The organism is Rhodococcus sp. 06-221-2 (assembly GCF_002258365.1).
Lineage (GTDB): Bacteria > Actinomycetota > Actinomycetes > Mycobacteriales > Mycobacteriaceae > Rhodococcoides > Rhodococcoides fascians.
Genome location: NZ_NOYJ01000037.1, coordinates 40,010 through 57,501 on the forward strand (window position 1 = coordinate 40,010; position 17,492 = coordinate 57,501).

The window sequence follows — 17,492 nt, forward strand, 5'->3', positions numbered from 1 at the left end:
CTTAATTCCACGCTCGAGGACGGACACCCATGGCTCGCGAACTCACGCACTTCATCGGCGGCAAGCATGTCGCCGGCACCTCCGGACAGTTCGGGGATGTGTTCGATCCCAATACCGGTGAGGTGCAGGCCCGGGTGCCCCTGGCCGACGTATCCGAGGTCGAGGCCGCCATCGCCGACGCCGAGCAGGCGCAGCGTGAGTGGGCGAAGTGGAACCCGCAGCGGCGCGCTCGGGTGCTGATGAAGTTCCTCGCGCTCGTCACCCGCGACACCGAAGAACTCGCGCGGCTGCTCTCGTCGGAGCACGGCAAGACCATCGCCGACGCCAAGGGCGACATCCAGCGTGGCGTCGAGGTCGTCGAGTTCGCCGTCGGTGTTCCGCACCTGCTCAAGGGTGAGTACACCGAGGGTGCGGGTGGCGGTATCGACGTCTACTCGATGCGTCAGCCGCTCGGTGTCGTTGCCGGTATCACCCCGTTCAACTTCCCGGCGATGATTCCGCTGTGGAAGGCCGGCCCGGCCATCGCCTGCGGTAACGCCTTCATTCTCAAGCCGTCCGAGCGGGATCCGTCCGTGCCCCTCAAGCTCGCCGAGCTGTTCCTCGAGGCAGGTCTGCCGCCGGGCGTGTTCAACGTCGTCAACGGCGGCAAGGATGCCGTCGACGTGCTGCTCACCGACGATCGCGTCAAGGCGATCGGCTTCGTCGGATCGACGCCCATCGCGCAGTACATCTACGAGACGGCGGCGCAGCACGGCAAGCGCGCACAGTGCTTCGGTGGAGCGAAGAACCACGCATTGGTGATGCCCGATGCCGATCTCGACGAGGTCGCCGACGCTCTGCTCGGAGCCGCATACGGTTCGGCCGGCGAGCGATGCATGGCGATTTCCGTCGCGGTTCCCGTCGGTGAGGAGACCGCCGACGCGTTGGTCGCCAAACTGACCGAGCGAGTGGCGAAACTGAAGATCGGCCGCAGCGACGACGAGACCGCGGACTTCGGCCCGCTCGTCGGTAGCGATGCGTTGAAGCGCGTCAACGACTACACCCAGATCGGTGTGGACGAGGGTGCCGAGTTGGTCGTCGATGGACGCGGATTCAGTCTCGAGGGCCACGAGGGCGGATTCTTCGCCGGCGCAACGCTGTTCGACAAGGTGACCACCGACATGCGCATCTACAAGGAAGAGATCTTCGGACCGGTCCTGATCGTCGTGCGCGCGAAGGACTACGAGGACGCGCTGCGTCTGCCGTCCGAACACGAGTACGGCAACGGCGTCTCGATCTTCACCCGCGACGGCGACACCGCTCGCGACTTCTGCTCCCGCGTCCAGGTGGGCATGGTGGGAGTCAACGTGCCGATTCCGGTGCCGATCGCGTACCACACGTTCGGTGGCTGGAAGCGTTCGGGATTCGGCGATCTCAACCAGCACGGACCGGATTCCATCCGCTTCTACACCAAGACCAAGACCGTCACCCAGCGTTGGCCGTCGGGCACCAAGGAAGCAGCTGCGCAGAATCACTTCGTCATTCCGAACATGGACTGATCGACGATGTTCACGTTGAACGAGGACGAGCGTGCCATCAACGACACAGCTCGTGATTTCGCGGACGAGTTCCTCGCACCGAACGCCGTCGAATGGGATCAGCAGAAGCACTTTCCGGTGGACGTGCTGCGCAAGGCTGCTGCTCTCGGGATGGGTGGCATCTACATTCGTGAAGACGTGGGCGGATCGGGCCTGACCCGCGTCGACGCGGTGCGCATTTTCGAGCAACTCGCCACCGGTGACCCGTCCATCGCGGCCTACATTTCCATCCACAACATGGTCGCCTGGATGATCGACACGTACGGCGACGACGAGCAACGGCAGCGCTGGCTTCCAGGGCTGTGCTCGATGGACCAGCTCGGTAGCTACTGCCTCACCGAACCCGGCGCTGGATCCGATGCGGCAAAGCTCGGTACCAAGGCCGTCCGCGACGGTGACGAGTACGTGCTGGACGGCGTCAAGCAGTTCATCTCCGGCGCAGGCACTTCCGAGGTGTACGTCGTTATGGCCCGCACCGGAGCGCCGGGTCCCCGCGGCATCTCGGCGTTCATCGTGCCGAAGGACACGGCGGGACTGTCGTTCGGAGCGAACGAGAAAAAGATGGGATGGAACGCTCAACCCACCCGCCAGGTGATCTTCGAAGGTGCCCGCGTTCCGGCTGCCAACCTGCTCGGCGGCGAGGGCGACGGATTTCGGATCGCGATGAACGGGCTCAACGGCGGACGCATCAACATCGCCGCGTGCTCGATCGGCGGCGCACAGTCCGCTCTCGACAAGGCCGTGTCCTACCTCGCCGACCGCAACGCATTCGGCGCCAGGTTGCTCGACTCGCAGGCCCTGCAGTTTCGACTGGCGGATTTCAAGACCGAGCTCGAAGCTGCGCGAACTCTGCTGTGGCGAGCAGCGGACGGGTTGCAGAACAATGCAGCCGACAAGGTCGAGATGTGCGCGATGGCCAAGCGTTTCGGTACCGATACCGGCTTCGAGGTCGCCAACGGGGCGCTGCAGTTGCTCGGCGGATACGGTTATCTCGCCGAGTACGGTGTCGAGAAAATCGTTCGCGACCTTCGGGTCCACCAGATTCTGGAAGGTACCAACGAGATCATGCGCGTGGTCGTAGCTCGCTCCATCGTGGGTGCAGCATGAGCGATGTCCTACTGGAGGTTTCGGGCGGGATCGGTCGCATCACTCTGAACCGCCCCAAAGCCATCAATGCACTCTCGCATGCGATGGTTCAGCAGATAGCTCCGGCGTTGACGCAGTGGGCAACCGACGACAGAGTCGACGTCGTCCTGCTGACCGGAGCCGGCGAGCGCGGATTGTGCGCGGGCGGCGACATAGTCTCGATCTACCACGACGCCAAGGACGGCGGCAGCGGAAGCAAGGACTTCTGGCGCGACGAGTACGTGCTCAACGCCGCGATCGCCCGCTTTCCTAAGCCCTTCGTCGCGATCATGGACGGCATCGTCATGGGCGGTGGCGTCGGGCTCTCGGCCCACGCGAACACCCGTATCGTGACCGAACGTTCGAAGATCGCGATGCCCGAGGTCGGCATCGGATTCATTCCCGATGTCGGTGGCACCTACCTTCTTTCGCGTGCGCCCGGCGAAACCGGTACCCACTTCGCGCTCACCACGGCCCGGATGAATGCGGCCGACGCCATCGCGGTCGGATTCGCCGATCACTACATTCCGTCGGACAAGCTCGAGGAGTTCTACACCGCCCTCGAGACGGTCAGCGTCGGGGAGGCCGTCGACACGTTCAGCGAGTCGGCTCCGGAATCCACCGTCGCGACTCAGCAGGAATGGATCGACGAGTGCTACGCAGGTGACGACATTCAGGGCATCGTCGACGCTCTGGCTGCATCGCCGGTGCCGGAGGCGCAGCAGGCCGCAAAGGACATCGCGTCCAAATCGCCGGTGTCTCTTGCGGTGACGCTGCGGTCGCTGCGACGGGCGGCGACGCTGCCCTCCCTCGAGGCCGTGCTCGACGAGGAGTACCGCGTGTCGGTCGCGTCGCTGAGCAGTCACGATCTGGTCGAGGGAATTCGGGCGCAGGTCGTCGACAAGGATCGCAACCCCCAGTGGCAGCCGGCCACGTCGGCGGATGTCACTGCCGAGGATGTCGACCGATACTTCGCGCCCCTGGGCGACGCCGAACTCGGTCTGTCGAAAGCACTTACAGAAGGTGAGCAGTCATGAGCGAGAAGACGATCGGATTCATCGGCCTCGGGCACATGGGTGGACCGATGGCCGCCAACCTGGCTGCGGCCGGGTACACGGTGCAGGGCTTCGATCTTGTTCCCGCGGCGCTGGAGCAGGCCACGAAGGACGGCGTCACTGTGGTGGAGTCCGCGGTTGCGGCCGTCGCCGGAGCCGACATCGTGATCACGATGTTGCCGAACGGAAAACTGGTACTCGGGCTGTACGGGGACCTGCTTCCGGCCGCGGCACCGGGGACGTTGTTCATCGATTCGTCGACCATCGACGTCGCCGACGCGCATGCCGCGCACCGGCTGGTGCACGAGGCCGGACACCGTAGCCTCGACGCTCCGGTCTCGGGCGGTGTCGGGGGAGCGGCCGCAGGCACGCTCACGTTCATGGTCGGTGGTTCGGAGGACGATTTCGCCTCCGCCGCTGCCGTTCTCGACGTCATGGGCCGCAAGGTCGTGCACTGCGGGCCGGCGGGCAACGGTCAGGCCGCCAAGATCTGCAACAACATGATTCTCGGCGTATCGATGATCGCCATCAGCGAGGCCTTCGTGTTGGGCGAGAAGCTCGGCTTGAGCAATCAGGCGCTCTTCGACGTGGCATCGACTGCGTCCGGCCAATGCTGGGCGTTGACGACCAATTGCCCGGTGCCCGGTCCGGTTCCGACGAGCCCGGCGAACAACGAGTACAAGCCCGGATTCGCGGCGGCCCTCATGGACAAGGATCTGGGTCTGGCTGCGAATGCACTGCGCGACAACGGGGTCGAGGGAGTACTCGGACTTCGCGCAGCCGAGCTCTACGCTCGGTTCAAGGAAACGTCCGGCGGCGGAACCGACGTGGACTTCTCCGGCATCATCAACGACATCCGCGAACGCTCGAACGGAGCTGCTCAGTGACCGACTACGAAACCATCCTGCTCGAACGCCGGGGACGCGTCGGCATAATCACGCTGAACCGTCCGAAAGCATTGAACGCGCTGAACTCTCAGTTGATGCGTGAGGTCGTTTCGGTGGTCGAGGAACTCGATGCAGATTCCGAGATCGGTGCCATTCTGATCACCGGATCCGAGCGGGCTTTCGCAGCCGGGGCCGACATCAAGGAAATGCAGCCCAAGTCGTACATGGACGTGTACCTCGACGACTTCTTCGCGGCGTGGGATCGACTGGCCGCCGCGCGGACGCCCCTCATCGCCGCGGTCTCCGGTTATGCACTCGGTGGCGGGTGTGAACTCGCGATGCTGTGCGACGTTCTGATCGCCTCGGACACCGCGGTATTCGGACAACCCGAGATCAAGCTCGGCGTCATTCCGGGAATCGGTGGCTCGCAGCGCCTGACGCGTGCGGTGGGCAAGGCCAAGGCCATGGAGATGTGCCTGACCGGCCGGAACATGAAGGTCGAGGAAGCCGAGCGAGCAGGATTGGTCTCGCGCATCGTGCCGGTCGCGGATCTCCTCGACGACGCCATCGCAACCGCGACCACGATCGCCGAGATGTCGCTACCGGTTGCCATGATGGCGAAGGAAGCAGTGAACCGATCGTTCGAGTCGAGCCTTCGTGAGGGAGTTCTGTTCGAGCGCCGCGTGTTTCATTCGACGTTCGCCACGGAGGATCAGAAGGAAGGCATGTCGGCTTTCATCGAGAAGCGCACGCCCAACTTCCAGCACCGGTAGTGCTGGCCGCTCTTTCGGGTCGTTCCGCGGGTTCCACTCGCGTGCTTTCGGGTCGTTCCGCGGGCTCCACTCCCACCCCGACCGGGCGTTCCGCAGGCTCCGCTCCCGGGGCCGTCCTACCTGTCGGGGGACAGGAGGGCGGCCCCGCGGGCCGAGACCAGCTCGGGCATGGTCGGCACCAGGGTAGTCAGGCCGGTCCGTAGTTCGAGAGACCGCGCTATCGAGGTGATGTTCGCGCCGCCGCCGACCACGACGATGGACTGCGGCCTGGCACCGGACAATTCGATGGTCTGCTCCACCAGCATGCCTGCGTAACGGACGGGTCCCGCGATCAGATCGTCGAAGTCGCGCCGTGTCAGCACATGCCGTGCAGTGCCGGCTGGGTCCGTGGTGCTGACGACGGAATCGATGCTCAGTTGCTCCTTGATGGACCGGCTGGCGTCGATTCCGACGCGAACGCCGTTGGACGAGAGCAGCCGGCGCACCGAGTGATCGAGATCGTCGCCGCAGAACGTGGCAGTGCGCCGCGTCATGAGCGTGCGTGTGGACGCGAGATCGATGACGGTGACCGTGGTCCCGGTACTACCGATGTCGCACAGCACGGTGACGCCGTGATTGGGGACCAGCCCGATGAATCGTAGAAACCTCACTTGCGCAGCGGTTTCCGGAACGAGTGAGGCAGTGCGAGCGGTACCTCGGGTGGCGACCGTGCCGGGATCGGTGGCCACCCGGTAGGCAATGGCGGAGAACTGGACCGGGAGCGACATCATCGCGGCGATGGCATGGATGGCGTCGACGCCGGTGGCGATCGTGGTGGCCAGCGACTGCCCGGGAGCGCGGCGCACCGTCCGCGACACGATGGGTGTGCGGTGGGGGCTGTCCAGATACGTCAGAATGGCGCGTGCACCGTGCGCACCCGCTCCGACCCCCAACACCAGCACCCCGCCCCGCCCTTCAGCAGACCGACTCCGACCTGTTCCCGGAGCAATTGGACCACGAACGGTACGGCTGTGCCATTGTCTTGTGACGAGTCACCATCGAACTCAGAACGATGTGGTGATGTCATCACTGTCGAAATCGCCTGCATCCGAACGCAGTTCCGCGAGGATGCGCACCAGCGCCATCAGCTTGTCGCGCGCGAGCCCGGGCTTGGCGAACACCAGCGTGTTCAGGCGCTCGGTGGCTTCGACCGCCAACGTGCGCCCCTGCTCGGTGATTTCGACCAGGGTTGTCCGTCGATCGCTGGGATGGGGAATCCGGCGCACGTAGCCGACCGATTCGAGGCGGTCCACCGCGTTGGTCACACTGGTGGGGTGCACTTGCAGTCGGGCACTGGCTTTCGCCATCGGTAGCGCGCCGTTCTTGGTGAACGTCAACAACGTCAACAACTCGTAGCGCGAAAACGTCAGTCCCGTCGGCTTGAGCGCTTCCTCGACCCGGGCCAGCATGATCTGCTGCGCGCGCATCAGCGAGGTGACCGCGGCCATACCGTCGGCGGCATCGGACCACCCGTGCTTGGTCCACTGACGGTGGGCCTCTGCAATGGGGTCGAGGGGAAGCGGCGACGGTGCTGGCATACACACCATCCTCCCACGGTGCCCGGTTCGAGCGTCTACCGAATGACGGTGCGAAGTACCGCGAGTGGTACCCGAGCGGTGATCGCTGCTCGAGTCCGCGAAATCTGCTCGCGGGCATCGGCTGTGCGCGCGCTGTCGGTCTCGTCGACGGTCAGGGCGGCGTCCAACAGGCTCAATTGCGCCAGCACGGCGTCGACATCGTCGGTGGAGCGCGCCGCGCGGCCGACCCTCTCGGCGAGACGAATTCCGGCCTGGACCACCATGGGACTGCCGGTCCCGTAGATGCGCACCGCATCGAGCGCATGGTCGATCAAGATCGAGACGGCTACCCGCCGCACGATCAGTCGCACCTCTCCGTCGGTTCCGCGCCGTCCGCGTGACGGTGCCGGCCGTTGGACCAGGGCAACGAGTCCGACGGAAAGATCGTCGATGGCGTTACGTGCCGTGTAGGGATCGTTGACCCCGGTGGACAGCGCCCGGACCGCCATTTCCGTCATCTGCTCGACGGCGAACGCGATGTCGTGGCGCGGCGTCCTACTGGTACCGATGTCGACAGAAGAGCGGACTCGGTCGATCGATGCGTCGGAGATGTCGGCCGAGCGGTCGGCGAGAATGTCGACGAGCGGCTCGCCGGAGACGATGTGCTCGCCCGGGACCCGATGAATCTCGATCAGCGTGCCGTTGTCGCTCGCGATGCCCAGCAGTGCGTCCTCGTCGATGTCGATGATCACCCCGGATGTCTCGGCCAGGACCGTCACGTAGACAGGTGGTTTCGAGATGCCGTCGATCGAAGCGGCGTCGTCGGGACGATCGGTCGGGTAGAGGGAGTCGACGGATTCCGACAACTCGTCGCGGACTCTCGCGGACAGGGTGGCCACCTGAATCGACTGCGCGATGTGGTGGATGAAGTAGACGAGCACGCCCACGTCGACGACGGCGAGCGCGACTGCCACGTTGACGGCGATGTCCGGGACGAACACCGAACCATCGGATCCGATCGAACGAATCGACCGCAGCACCATCAGCGAGTACAGGAACGTCGCCCCGAAGATCCCCAGAACCACCTGATTCCCGCGGTCCGCCATGAAGTTTCGCACCAGACGGGGGCCGTACGAGGAGCTGGCCGTGGCGAGGACGGAGATGGTGATGGAGAACGACGTGGCAGCCACCCCCAGCATCGAGCCACCGATCGCCCCGAGGATGTCCCGGCTGCCACTCGCCCCGACGTGATAGAGCAACGAGCCAGTTAGGTCCACGCGGGTGTCGAGCAGGTAGCGATCGAGGCTGACGAGCGCCTGCGCCATTAGGAGTGCGAGAACTCCGAGGACGGCGGGAATGAACCAGAACGACTCCCGCAACCGCGCTATGTGTTCCTTCATGAGCGACAGTCTTCCCGCCCAGGAACGAATCGACACCCGCACTTGGAATCGCGGCGCTCGCTTCGTTCGAACGAGGCCTGCCGACACAGGCCGGTCTCGTTTCGTCTCAAGCGAGCAGAGCAGGCTTTCGTGCCACGGTGACGGCCCAGTCCGCGTCGGCGCGCCAGGGCCGCAGGTCCCAGGTGGAGAACCGATGTTCGACGAAAAATCCGACGGCAGTGAGATCCTCGTGGAGTTCGTCGGCTGTGTATGCCCGGTCGGTGGCGAAGCCGGTGACGAACACTCCGCCGTCGTTCAGATGTGCCCAGATGCGTTCGAGCGCAGCACGTTCGGTGCCGGGCTCCAGAAAAACCAACACGTTGCCGGCCGCGACGACCGCGTCGAACGTGCGATTCAACTCGAGCGTGGTCAGATCCGCGAGATGCACGTCGAGTTCGGGGTGACTACGCGCCTTCTCGACCAGAATCGGATCGAGATCCACAGCGGTGACGTGGTGGCCACGTCGCGCCAGTTCGGCACCGAGTCTGCCCGTACCGCAGCCGGCGTCGAGAATGTCCGACGCGGGGGAGACCACCGCGTCGACCATGCGTGCCTCACCGTGTAAATCCACGCCGCGTTCGGCCAGACGATCGAATCGCTCGATGTACCGGGCGGAGTCGTCGGCGGAGTTGTCGGCTTGCCAGCGCGTGGTCATACCGCCAGGGTAGGTCAGCTCGGTTCGTCGAGGGCCGACCGGGCTTCGGCCACGCGTGCCCGGGCCGCCTCGAGCGCCTCCGCCGTCGACTCTGCCTGTTCGACGCTTTTTCTCTCCGCGGCCCGCGCTGCCTTCGCTGTGGCTCTCGCGGCCTCCAGCTCGGCTTCGAGTCTCTCGACTTCTGCTGTCGCGCTGCGTCGTTCGGACGCAGCGCGCTCTGTGCCCTGGTCGGCAGCGTCGGCCGCATCACGTGCGGCATCGAATGCGATTTCGGCAGAGTCGAGTTCGGCGACCAGCCGATCATGTTCGGCCTGGCGCAGCCGCTCGGCTTCGTTCTCGGCATCGGATTCCGCTGCGGACTCGGGCACGTCATCGGCAATGTCCGGTTCGCCGTCGTCCTCGGTCTCGGTCTCGGGAGGATCCGGAACGAGCGAGAGCAGCGCGGGGCCGAAGCCGCTGTATGTCTCGGCCACCACCGTTCGGCCCGCACGAACCCGGTCGCGGATCTCCGGATCGGCCATTGCGGCATTGAGGGTGTTGGAAACCTCGCGCGCCGCGTTGTCGCCGACGGTCACGCCACGTTCGCGACCCAATGCCACGGCTCGATCGGTGAGCGCGCGTATCGAAGCGCTTCGAGCGGTGGACAACTCACGCAGTCGATGACCGTCGCCGCGTTGCTGAGCCCGTTCGAGTTCGGCACCGAGGTCGAACAACTCGGCGACCGCGGATTCGTCCTGACGAGCGAGTGTGTTCACCAACCAGGCCACGACAGTGGGTTTACGGAGTCCGCCGATACGCGTGGCACCGGACTTGTCTCCGGCCTTCTTGAACCGGGTCACAAACGCCGATCGGTGCGACACGAAGTCGGCGGGTGCCAGTGAATACAGCTCGTCGATGACGGTGTCGATATCGGGGAGATCCTCGGACATGTGAACAGTCCGTCTCGTTCGAGCAGTCACCTCGGAGAAGTGACATGCGTGAAAGATGTGTGCCCCCGGCAGGATTCGAACCTGCGGCCTTTCGCTCCGGAGGCGAACGCTCTATCCCCTGAGCTACGGGGGCGCACCGGCTTCAGCCGGCGTGCCTGTTGGGCTGTACGAAAGACTAGCGCATGTGCGACGCGAGTCGAAATCACCCCTCGGGCAGCGGCTGCGCACCCTTCGCCGCGAGCATCTGCTTCATCAGAGTCGACTCACTCGTCTGCGTTGCGACCATGGACTTCGCCAGGTTGATCACCGTAGGAGACTGCGCGTGCGTCTGGGCGTATTCCATCATCGCCAGTCCGCCCTCGTGGTGACGCAGCATCAGCTGCAAGAACATGACGTCGACGTCGGTTCCGGTCGCTTGGCGTAGTGCGGCGAGCTCCGCGGAGCTGGCCATGCCGGGCATGGCTCTGGTGGGATCGGAGGATCCCGGTTCCATCGACATGCCGCCCATCGAATGGCCGTGAGAGTCGTCGGCCGTCATCCAGGTCATGTAGCCGTCGGTCGAGATCGGCGCGCGGTCCCACAATGCGAGCCAGCCCTGCATCTGGCCCACCTGATTCTGTTGCGAGGTGAGCATGTCGAACGCCAGGCTCTTGACGGCCTGATCGGGCGCGTTGGTCAACGCGACCGCGGCCATTTCGATGGCCTGGTTGTGGTGCACCGTCATGTCCTGGGCAAATCCGACGTCGACCGAATCTGCTGCGGGGGAGTTGTCACCGTTGCGGAACGGATTCTGCGCCAGGAAGCCCAGCGCGAATCCGATCGCCAGCACGGCGATCACGGCCAAGGCGACCAGCGCAGTGCGCTGGCTCCGCTTGGTTTCGGGGACGCCGTTGACCGAGTCGACTGTCGATTCGGTCATCAGCTCGCGGGCACCTGGAGATCGCTGGGCAGCTGTGCTCCGCCGGGCAGGCCGCTCGGCATTCCGCCTGCGCCGCTGGTCTCGCTGGCGTCGGGAGTGATGCCTGCGCCGTCCATCGGAACGGCGTCCGCACCCGGGGCCGAAGCGTCGAACAGCGGCGGGTTGTCGGGATCGAACGCGTTGTCACCGACTCCGGGCACGGATGCGCAGCTGGCACCGACCTCCGGGTAGGCAAATCGATTGAGGCGCAGAGCCGAGATGAACTGACCGATGCGCTCGTCGTCGACGCTGTCGAGCTTGAGCTGGTGACCCCAGGACTGCAGCGAGACGGGAGTGTCGAGGCCCGGGTACGGCGACATCATCATCTGCGTTTCCCCGTCGACGCGGTCGGCGAGGGACTGAATCTGGTCTTCGTTGAGGTCGTCGGGGTTGTACGTCACCCAGACCGCTCCGTGTTCGAGGGAGTGCACGGCGTTCTCGGTGCGGATGGCCTCGGGGTAGACGATGCCGGTGCAAGTGGCCCACACCGCATCGTGCGGTCCGCCGAACGGCGGCGTCTGGTCGTAGGCGACGCGTTGCGCGCGCCCGACGTGCAGGGCTGCCGGGTATTCCTTGATGGTGACGCCGTCGATTCCCGTCGACGGATCCTGATTGCTCTCGCTGGGCGCGAATTTCTGCGCCTCGGCGCGGTCCTGGTACTTGGGGTAGAGGTTGACCCCGAGGCCCACGACGAGTCCGACGACCACAACGACACCGGCAACCGTCAGCCAGGGAATCTGTCTGCCCTTGGCGGCGGGGACACCGCCCTGCTTCTTGCGAGCTGACTTCTTGTTGGCTGCACTGATGGCTTTGTCTGCCTTCGCAGCCGACTTGTTCTGACTGCCTTTGTCGGGACCCGTTGGCATCGCTGTGGTTGCTCTCTCAGTCGAGGAAAAGTGGGTGGTCGGTAGCGCTGGTGGTACGTATCTGCAGGTGACGGCCGTGCTCGACGGTCGTCCGCGCAGAGCGCCCCTACTGTACGTTCTCTGTCTGAGAGCGTGCTCAGAGCCCGTGTGGACCGCATCGGCCAGGTGGCCCCGCGCTCGGACGGGCAGTGGATGCGAGTATGCCGCACACCAGCCAATAGGATGGCTACCTGTGACTCCCGCCGATCTTGCCGAATTGCTTCACGCGACCGCCGCCAAGGTGCTTGCCGACCGCGGCCTGGACGCATCCGTTCTCCCTGCGAAGCTCACGGTCGAGCGTCCCCGCAATCCCGAGCACGGTGACTACGCCACCAACGTGGCGCTGCAGGTGGCGAAGAAGGCCGGAGCCAATCCCCGTGATTTCGCCGGCTGGCTCGCCGAGGCGCTCGCGGCCGACGCCGCGATCGCCAGTGCCGACGTCGCGGGCCCCGGCTTTCTGAACATCAGGCTGGCTGCCGCAGCGCAGGGCGAGATCGTTGCCCGCGTGCTGGCCGCCGGTGCCGAGTTCGGCAACGGATCCTCGATGGCAGGCAAGAAGGTCAACCTCGAGTTCGTCTCGGCCAACCCCACCGGACCGGTGCACCTCGGTGGAACCCGATGGGCTGCCGTCGGCGATGCCCTCGGACGCATCCTGACCGCGCACGGAGCCGAGGTCACTCGCGAGTACTACTTCAACGATCACGGCGCTCAGATCGATCGCTTCAGCCGGTCGCTCATCGCCGCGGCCAAGGGAGAGCCGGCACCGGAGAACGGCTATGCGGGCGAGTACATCGCCGAGATCGCACAGCAGGTGCTGGCGAAGGAGCCCGAAGCGCTGGCGCTGGCACCCGAGGCGCAGGACGAGATCTTCCGGTCGATCGGTACCCAGCTGATGTTCGACCGCATCAAGGCCAACCTGCACGAATTCGGTGTCGATTTCGACGTCTACTTCCACGAGAACTCACTCTTCGAGTCCGGTGCCGTCGAAAAATCGGTCGACTACCTCAAGGGCTCGGGGAGCCTGTACGAGGAAGACGGTGCATGGTGGCTTCGGTCCACCGAGTACGGCGACGACAAGGATCGCGTCGTCATCAAGAGCGACGGTAATGCTGCCTACATTGCAGGCGACATCGCGTACTTCCAGAACAAGCGTCAGCGCGGTTTCGACCTGTGCATCTACATGCTCGGGGCAGACCACCACGGTTACATCGGTCGACTCAAGGCCGCCGCCGCTGCATTCGGCGACGACCCCGAGACCGTCGAGGTACTGATCGGGCAGATGGTCAACCTCGTTCGCGACGGCGTCGCGGTGAAGATGAGCAAGCGGGCAGGCACCGTCATCACGCTCGACGATCTGGTCGAAGCCATCGGCGTCGACGCGTCGCGCTACGTCATGATCCGGTCGTCCGTCGACTCGAGCATCGACATCGACCTCGCCCTGTGGGCCAGCGCCAGCAACGAGAACCCGGTGTACTACGTCCAGTACGCCCACGCCCGGTTGGCATCGCTCGCGCGCAATGCCGCCGAACTGGGGATCTCGGCCGAAGATCCCGATCTGAGCCTGCTGACGCACGAGCAGGAGGGCGAGTTGATCAGGACGATCGGCGAGTACCCGCGGGTGGTGGCCAGTGCCGCCGAACTACGCGAACCACACCGGATCGCCCGCTACCTCGAAGAACTGGCGGGGGCCTACCACCGGTTCTACGGCGCGTGTCGAGTACTTCCCCAAGGAGACGAGGAGCCCGGACCTGTGAACACCGCACGACTGGCATTGGGCAACGCAACCCGGCAGGTTCTGGCCAACGGCCTCGAACTGCTCGGTGTCAGCGCACCGGAGCGCATGTGAGCGCACATCCGGCAGGGCCCAAGCACGCCGATGCCCCAGCCAAGCAGTCGATGTCCGAGCGTCCGAGCGCCGCGTCGGACATGACGACGCTTCCCGAACAGGTGTGGCCACGCAACGCGGCACGCGGCGACGACGGCACGGTTCGGCTCGCGGGGGTGTCGGTCACCGACCTCGCGGCGCAGTACGGCACCCCACTGTTCGTCGTGGACGAGGACGACTTCCGCGCACGCTGCCGCGAGATGGCCGCTGCGTTCGGAGCACCCGAACGAGTTCACTACGCCTCCAAGGCATTTCTGTGTGGAGAGATCGCTCGTTGGGTGGCCGACGAGGGTCTCTCGCTCGACATCTGCTCGGGCGGTGAGCTGGCCATCGCCCTTGCTGCCGGATTCCCGGCGGATCGAATTGCGATGCACGGCAACAACAAATCCGTGGCCGAGCTCGAGGCCGGAGTGAGTGCCGGAGTCGAGCACGTCGTACTCGACTCCAATATCGAGATCGACCGTCTCGACGCCGTGGCCGGTTCGGCCGGTGTGGTGCAGGACGTGCTGATTCGTATCACCGTCGGCGTCGAGGCACACACGCACGAGTTCATCGCGACCGCCCACGAGGATCAGAAGTTCGGCTTCTCGCTCGCCGACGGCTCGGCGATCGAAGCCGTCCGTCGGGTGTTCGCCGCAGACAACCTTCGTCTCGTGGGGCTGCACAGTCACATCGGCTCGCAGATCTTCGAGGTCGACGGTTTCGAGCTGGCTGCGCACAAGGTCATCGGGCTGCTGCGCGACATCGTCGCCGAGTTCGGCGTGGACAAGACCTCGCAGATCTCGACGCTCGATCTCGGTGGCGGCATGGGTATTTCGTACGTACCGAGTGACGATCCGCCGCCCGTCGACCAATTGGCGGCCAAGCTGGCGAGCATCGTCGAGACGGAGTCGGCCGCGGCCGGTTTGCCGGTTCCGACCATTGCCGTCGAGCCGGGTCGAGCCATCGCCGGTCCGGGCACCGTGACGCTCTACGAGGTGGGCACCGTCAAGGACGTCACCGTCGACAACGCCACCCGCAGGCGGTACATCAGTGTCGACGGCGGTATGAGCGACAACATTCGTACGTCGCTGTATCAGGCCGAGTACGACTGCCGCTTGGTCTCGCGTACCAGCGACGCCGACGCCGTGATGGCTCGCGTGGTCGGAAAGCACTGTGAGAGCGGCGATATCGTTATCAAGAACACGTGGATGCCGGCCGACGTCGGGCCCGGTGATCTGCTCGCCGTCGCAGCCACCGGTGCTTACTGCTACTCCATGTCCAGCCGCTACAACCTGCTGACGCGGCCCGCTGTGGTCGCGGTCAAGGACGGGCGTTCGCGCCTGATCCTGCGGCGGGAAACCATCGAAGATCTGCTCAGCTTGGAGGTTCAGCCATGACATCGAAGCCGATAGGCGTCGCCGTACTCGGACTCGGAAACGTCGGTAGCGAGGTCGTCCGGATCCTCACCGAGAATGCAGCGGACTTCGAGGCCAGAATCGGTGCGCCACTGGAGATTCGGGGAATCGCGGTACGTCGGATCGACGGCGATCGAGGAGTACCGGCCGAGCTGCTCACCGACGACCCGGCCGAATTGGTCGGTCGCGACGACGTCGACATCGTCGTCGAGGTGCTCGGCGGTATCGACATCCCACGCAAGCTGGTGTTGTCGGCGCTCGAGAACGGCAAGTCCGTCATCACTGCGAACAAGGCCCTGCTCGCCGAATACACCGGGGAGTTGGCCGACGCGGCCGAAAAGTCGCGCGCCGACCTGTATTTCGAGGCAGCTGTCGCCGGAGCCATTCCGGTGGTGCGGCCGTTGATGCAGTCGTTGGCAGGCGACCGCGTGAACAAGGTCGCGGGCATCGTCAACGGCACCACCAACTTCATCCTCTCGGCCATGGACGAGACCGGTGCCGATTACGCCGAAACCCTCGCCGAGGCAGGGCGACTGGGATACGCCGAGGCCGATCCGACCGCCGATGTCGAGGGCTACGACGCCGCGTCCAAGGCGGCCATCCTCGCCTCGATCGCATTCCACACTCGGGTCACGGCCGGCGACGTCTACCGCGAGGGCATCAGCAAGATCACTGCAGACGACCTCGAGACCGCGAAGTCTCTCGACTGCACCATCAAGTTGCTGGCGATCTGCGAGCGCATCACCACGCCCAAGGGCAAGGAGCGCATCTCGGCCCGGGTCTACCCGGCACTCGTTCCGCTCGATCACCCGTTGGCATCGGTGAACGGCGCATTCAACGCCGTCGTCGTCGAGGCCGAGGCCGCAGGCCGGTTGATGTTCTACGGCCAGGGTGCGGGCGGCGCGCCGACGGCGTCCGCCGTGCTCGGCGACCTGGTGATGGCCGCGCGCAACAAGTTCTACGGTGGCCGCGGCCCACTCGAGTCCAAGTACGCCAAGCTCAAGGTGGCCCCGATGGGTGACATCCTGACCCGGTACTACGTCAGCATGCAGGTGGCCGACAAGCCCGGCGTTCTCGCTACCGTGGCCGCCGAATTCTCCAAGCGCGACGTCAGCATCTCCACCGTGCGCCAGCACGGCGCGGGTGACGGGGCCAGGCTCGTCGTGGTCACGCACCTCGCGGCCGATTCCGCACTGTCCGACACCGTTGCATCCCTCGAGCAGTTGGACGTGGTCGTCCACGTCGCCAGCGTTCTCAGATTGGAAGGCACCACAGTATGAGCGTCCACACCCCCTGGCCCGGTCTGATCGAGGCGTACCGGTCGCGTCTGGCGATCGGTCCCGACTGGAAGACCGTCACCCTGCGCGAGGGCGGCACCCCGCTGCTGCCCGCCGGGCACCTGTCCGAATTGACCGGCTGCACAGTGCACCTGAAGGTCGAGGGACTCAACCCCACCGGTTCGTTCAAGGACCGCGGCATGACCATGGCCGTCACCGACGCGCTCGCCCGTGGGCAAGAAGCAGTGCTGTGCGCGTCCACCGGCAACACCTCGGCGTCCGCTGCGGCCTACGCGGCCAAGGCCGGCATGTCCTGTGCCGTACTGGTTCCGCAGGGCAAGATCGCGATGGGCAAGCTGGCTCAGGCAGTCATGCACGGCGCGAAGATCATTCAGGTCCAGGGCAACTTCGACGACTGCCTCGAACTGGCGCGTAAGACCACGGCCGAGTTCCCGACGATCGGTCTGGTCAACTCCGTCAACCCCGTGCGTATCGAGGGGCAGAAGACCGCAGCGTTCGAGATCTGCGACGCCCTCGGCGACGCACCCGACATCCATGCTCTACCGGTCGGCAACGCGGGCAACATCACCGCGTACTGGCGCGGGTACTCCGAGTACTTCCGCGACGGCCTCACCACCCGCAAGCCGCGCATGCTCGGCGTGCAGGCCGCGGGTGCCGCTCCTCTGGTTCACGGTGCGCCCGTGAAGGACCCGGAAACGATCGCGACCGCAATCCGGATCGGTTCACCCGCATCCTGGAACGGTGCCGTCAATGCCAAGGAAGAATCGAACGGAGCATTCCGGGCCGCGACCGACGAGGAGATCCTCGAGGCGTACCGGTTGATCGCGAAGACCGAGGGCGTGTTCGTCGAACCGGCCTCCGCGGCCAGCGTCGCCGGCCTGTTGGCGGCTCGAAAGGAAGGCTGGCTGGAGCCGGGCCTGACCGTTGTCTGCACGGTGACCGGCAACGGTCTCAAAGATCCCGACACCGCACTGTCGGGAATGCCTGTCGTGGAACCGATTTCGGTCGATCCCGTCGCTGTTGCGGCTGCGCTCGAGCTGGCCTGAGTTGACG

16 protein-coding genes and 1 tRNA gene are annotated in these 17,492 nt (G+C 65.2%); 9 read left to right on the forward strand and 8 right to left on the reverse strand.

What is annotated here, in order from left to right; all coding sequences use genetic code 11:
- Nucleotides 1–29 precede the first annotated feature (29 nt).
- Genes CH281_RS25280 through CH281_RS25300 form a run of 5 tightly spaced genes read left to right on the forward strand, consistent with a single transcriptional unit; the run spans nucleotide 30 to nucleotide 5,417 of the window.
- Nucleotides 30–1,538, forward strand: a complete 1,509-nt coding sequence (locus tag CH281_RS25280) for a CoA-acylating methylmalonate-semialdehyde dehydrogenase (RefSeq protein ID WP_032406296.1) — start codon at nucleotides 30–32, stop codon at nucleotides 1,536–1,538.
- Between the two features lie 6 nt (nucleotides 1,539–1,544).
- Nucleotides 1,545–2,684 carry an isobutyryl-CoA dehydrogenase gene (locus tag CH281_RS25285; protein ID WP_032383699.1) on the forward strand — a complete coding sequence of 380 codons (1,140 nt, stop codon included), beginning with the start codon at nucleotides 1,545–1,547 and terminating at the stop codon, nucleotides 2,682–2,684.
- Nucleotides 2,681–3,739 (forward strand): enoyl-CoA hydratase/isomerase family protein, encoded by a 1,059-nt coding sequence (locus CH281_RS25290; protein ID WP_094621954.1) that lies wholly within the window; start codon nucleotides 2,681–2,683, stop codon nucleotides 3,737–3,739. The genes CH281_RS25285 and CH281_RS25290 overlap by 4 nt, the downstream gene beginning before the upstream one ends.
- The gene (gene mmsB / locus CH281_RS25295; protein ID WP_027497925.1) at nucleotides 3,736–4,644 is read left to right on the forward strand and encodes a 3-hydroxyisobutyrate dehydrogenase; all 909 of its coding nucleotides are present in this window, start codon (nucleotides 3,736–3,738) and stop codon (nucleotides 4,642–4,644) included. Before CH281_RS25290 ends, mmsB begins: the two co-directional genes overlap by 4 nt.
- A complete protein-coding gene (locus CH281_RS25300) occupies nucleotides 4,641–5,417 on the forward strand; it encodes an enoyl-CoA hydratase (RefSeq protein ID WP_027497924.1) in 777 nt (258 codons plus the stop codon). The genes mmsB and CH281_RS25300 overlap by 4 nt, the downstream gene beginning before the upstream one ends.
- Before the next feature lie 116 nt (nucleotides 5,418–5,533).
- Here the strand turns inward: CH281_RS25300 and CH281_RS25310 are convergent, their stop codons facing one another.
- The 8 genes from CH281_RS25310 to CH281_RS25345 all read right to left on the reverse strand — a co-directional run bounded on the left by CH281_RS25310 (nucleotide 5,534) and on the right by CH281_RS25345 (nucleotide 11,820).
- Nucleotides 5,534–6,358, reverse strand: a complete 825-nt coding sequence (locus CH281_RS25310; RefSeq protein ID WP_094643556.1) for a hypothetical protein — start codon at nucleotides 6,356–6,358, stop codon at nucleotides 5,534–5,536.
- Nucleotides 6,359–6,460: 102 nt separating this feature from the next.
- Complete coding sequence (locus tag CH281_RS25315) at nucleotides 6,461–6,994, reverse strand: MarR family winged helix-turn-helix transcriptional regulator (RefSeq protein WP_032365573.1); 534 nt, start codon at nucleotides 6,992–6,994, stop codon at nucleotides 6,461–6,463.
- Between the two features lie 35 nt (nucleotides 6,995–7,029).
- Complete coding sequence (locus CH281_RS25320; protein WP_143544884.1) at nucleotides 7,030–8,373, reverse strand: DUF2254 domain-containing protein; 1,344 nt, start codon at nucleotides 8,371–8,373, stop codon at nucleotides 7,030–7,032.
- Between the two features lie 106 nt (nucleotides 8,374–8,479).
- Nucleotides 8,480–9,067, reverse strand: coding sequence for a class I SAM-dependent DNA methyltransferase (locus tag CH281_RS25325; protein ID WP_094695838.1), 588 nt, complete (start codon nucleotides 9,065–9,067; stop codon nucleotides 8,480–8,482).
- 14 nt (nucleotides 9,068–9,081) lie between these two features.
- On the reverse strand, nucleotides 9,082–9,996 hold the full coding sequence (locus CH281_RS25330) for a hypothetical protein (protein ID WP_094695839.1): 915 nt from the start codon (nucleotides 9,994–9,996) through the stop codon (nucleotides 9,082–9,084).
- Nucleotides 9,997–10,056: 60 nt separating this feature from the next.
- Nucleotides 10,057–10,129 (reverse strand) — tRNA-Arg (locus tag CH281_RS25335).
- A 69-nt stretch (nucleotides 10,130–10,198) separates the two neighbouring features.
- Complete coding sequence (locus CH281_RS25340; RefSeq protein ID WP_094695840.1) at nucleotides 10,199–10,915, reverse strand: DUF305 domain-containing protein; 717 nt, start codon at nucleotides 10,913–10,915, stop codon at nucleotides 10,199–10,201.
- Nucleotides 10,915–11,820: a DUF3105 domain-containing protein gene (locus tag CH281_RS25345; RefSeq protein WP_057473213.1), complete on the reverse strand. Its 906-nt coding sequence runs from the start codon at nucleotides 11,818–11,820 to the stop codon at nucleotides 10,915–10,917. The genes CH281_RS25340 and CH281_RS25345 overlap by 1 nt, the downstream gene beginning before the upstream one ends.
- Nucleotides 11,821–12,052: 232 nt before the next feature.
- On the opposite strand from CH281_RS25345, the gene argS reads away from it, so the two are divergent.
- Genes argS through thrC form a run of 4 tightly spaced genes read left to right on the forward strand, consistent with a single transcriptional unit; the run spans nucleotide 12,053 to nucleotide 17,485 of the window.
- Nucleotides 12,053–13,705, forward strand: a complete 1,653-nt coding sequence (argS, locus tag CH281_RS25350; protein WP_032373974.1) for an arginine--tRNA ligase — start codon at nucleotides 12,053–12,055, stop codon at nucleotides 13,703–13,705.
- The gene (lysA, locus tag CH281_RS25355; RefSeq protein WP_027497916.1) at nucleotides 13,702–15,123 is read left to right on the forward strand and encodes a diaminopimelate decarboxylase; all 1,422 of its coding nucleotides are present in this window, start codon (nucleotides 13,702–13,704) and stop codon (nucleotides 15,121–15,123) included. The genes argS and lysA overlap by 4 nt, the downstream gene beginning before the upstream one ends.
- Nucleotides 15,120–16,421 (forward strand): homoserine dehydrogenase, encoded by a 1,302-nt coding sequence (locus CH281_RS25360; RefSeq protein ID WP_032368776.1) that lies wholly within the window; start codon nucleotides 15,120–15,122, stop codon nucleotides 16,419–16,421. The genes lysA and CH281_RS25360 overlap by 4 nt, the downstream gene beginning before the upstream one ends.
- Nucleotides 16,418–17,485, forward strand: a complete 1,068-nt coding sequence (gene thrC / locus CH281_RS25365; RefSeq protein WP_027497914.1) for a threonine synthase — start codon at nucleotides 16,418–16,420, stop codon at nucleotides 17,483–17,485. The genes CH281_RS25360 and thrC overlap by 4 nt, the downstream gene beginning before the upstream one ends.
- Nucleotides 17,486–17,492 lie beyond the last annotated feature (7 nt).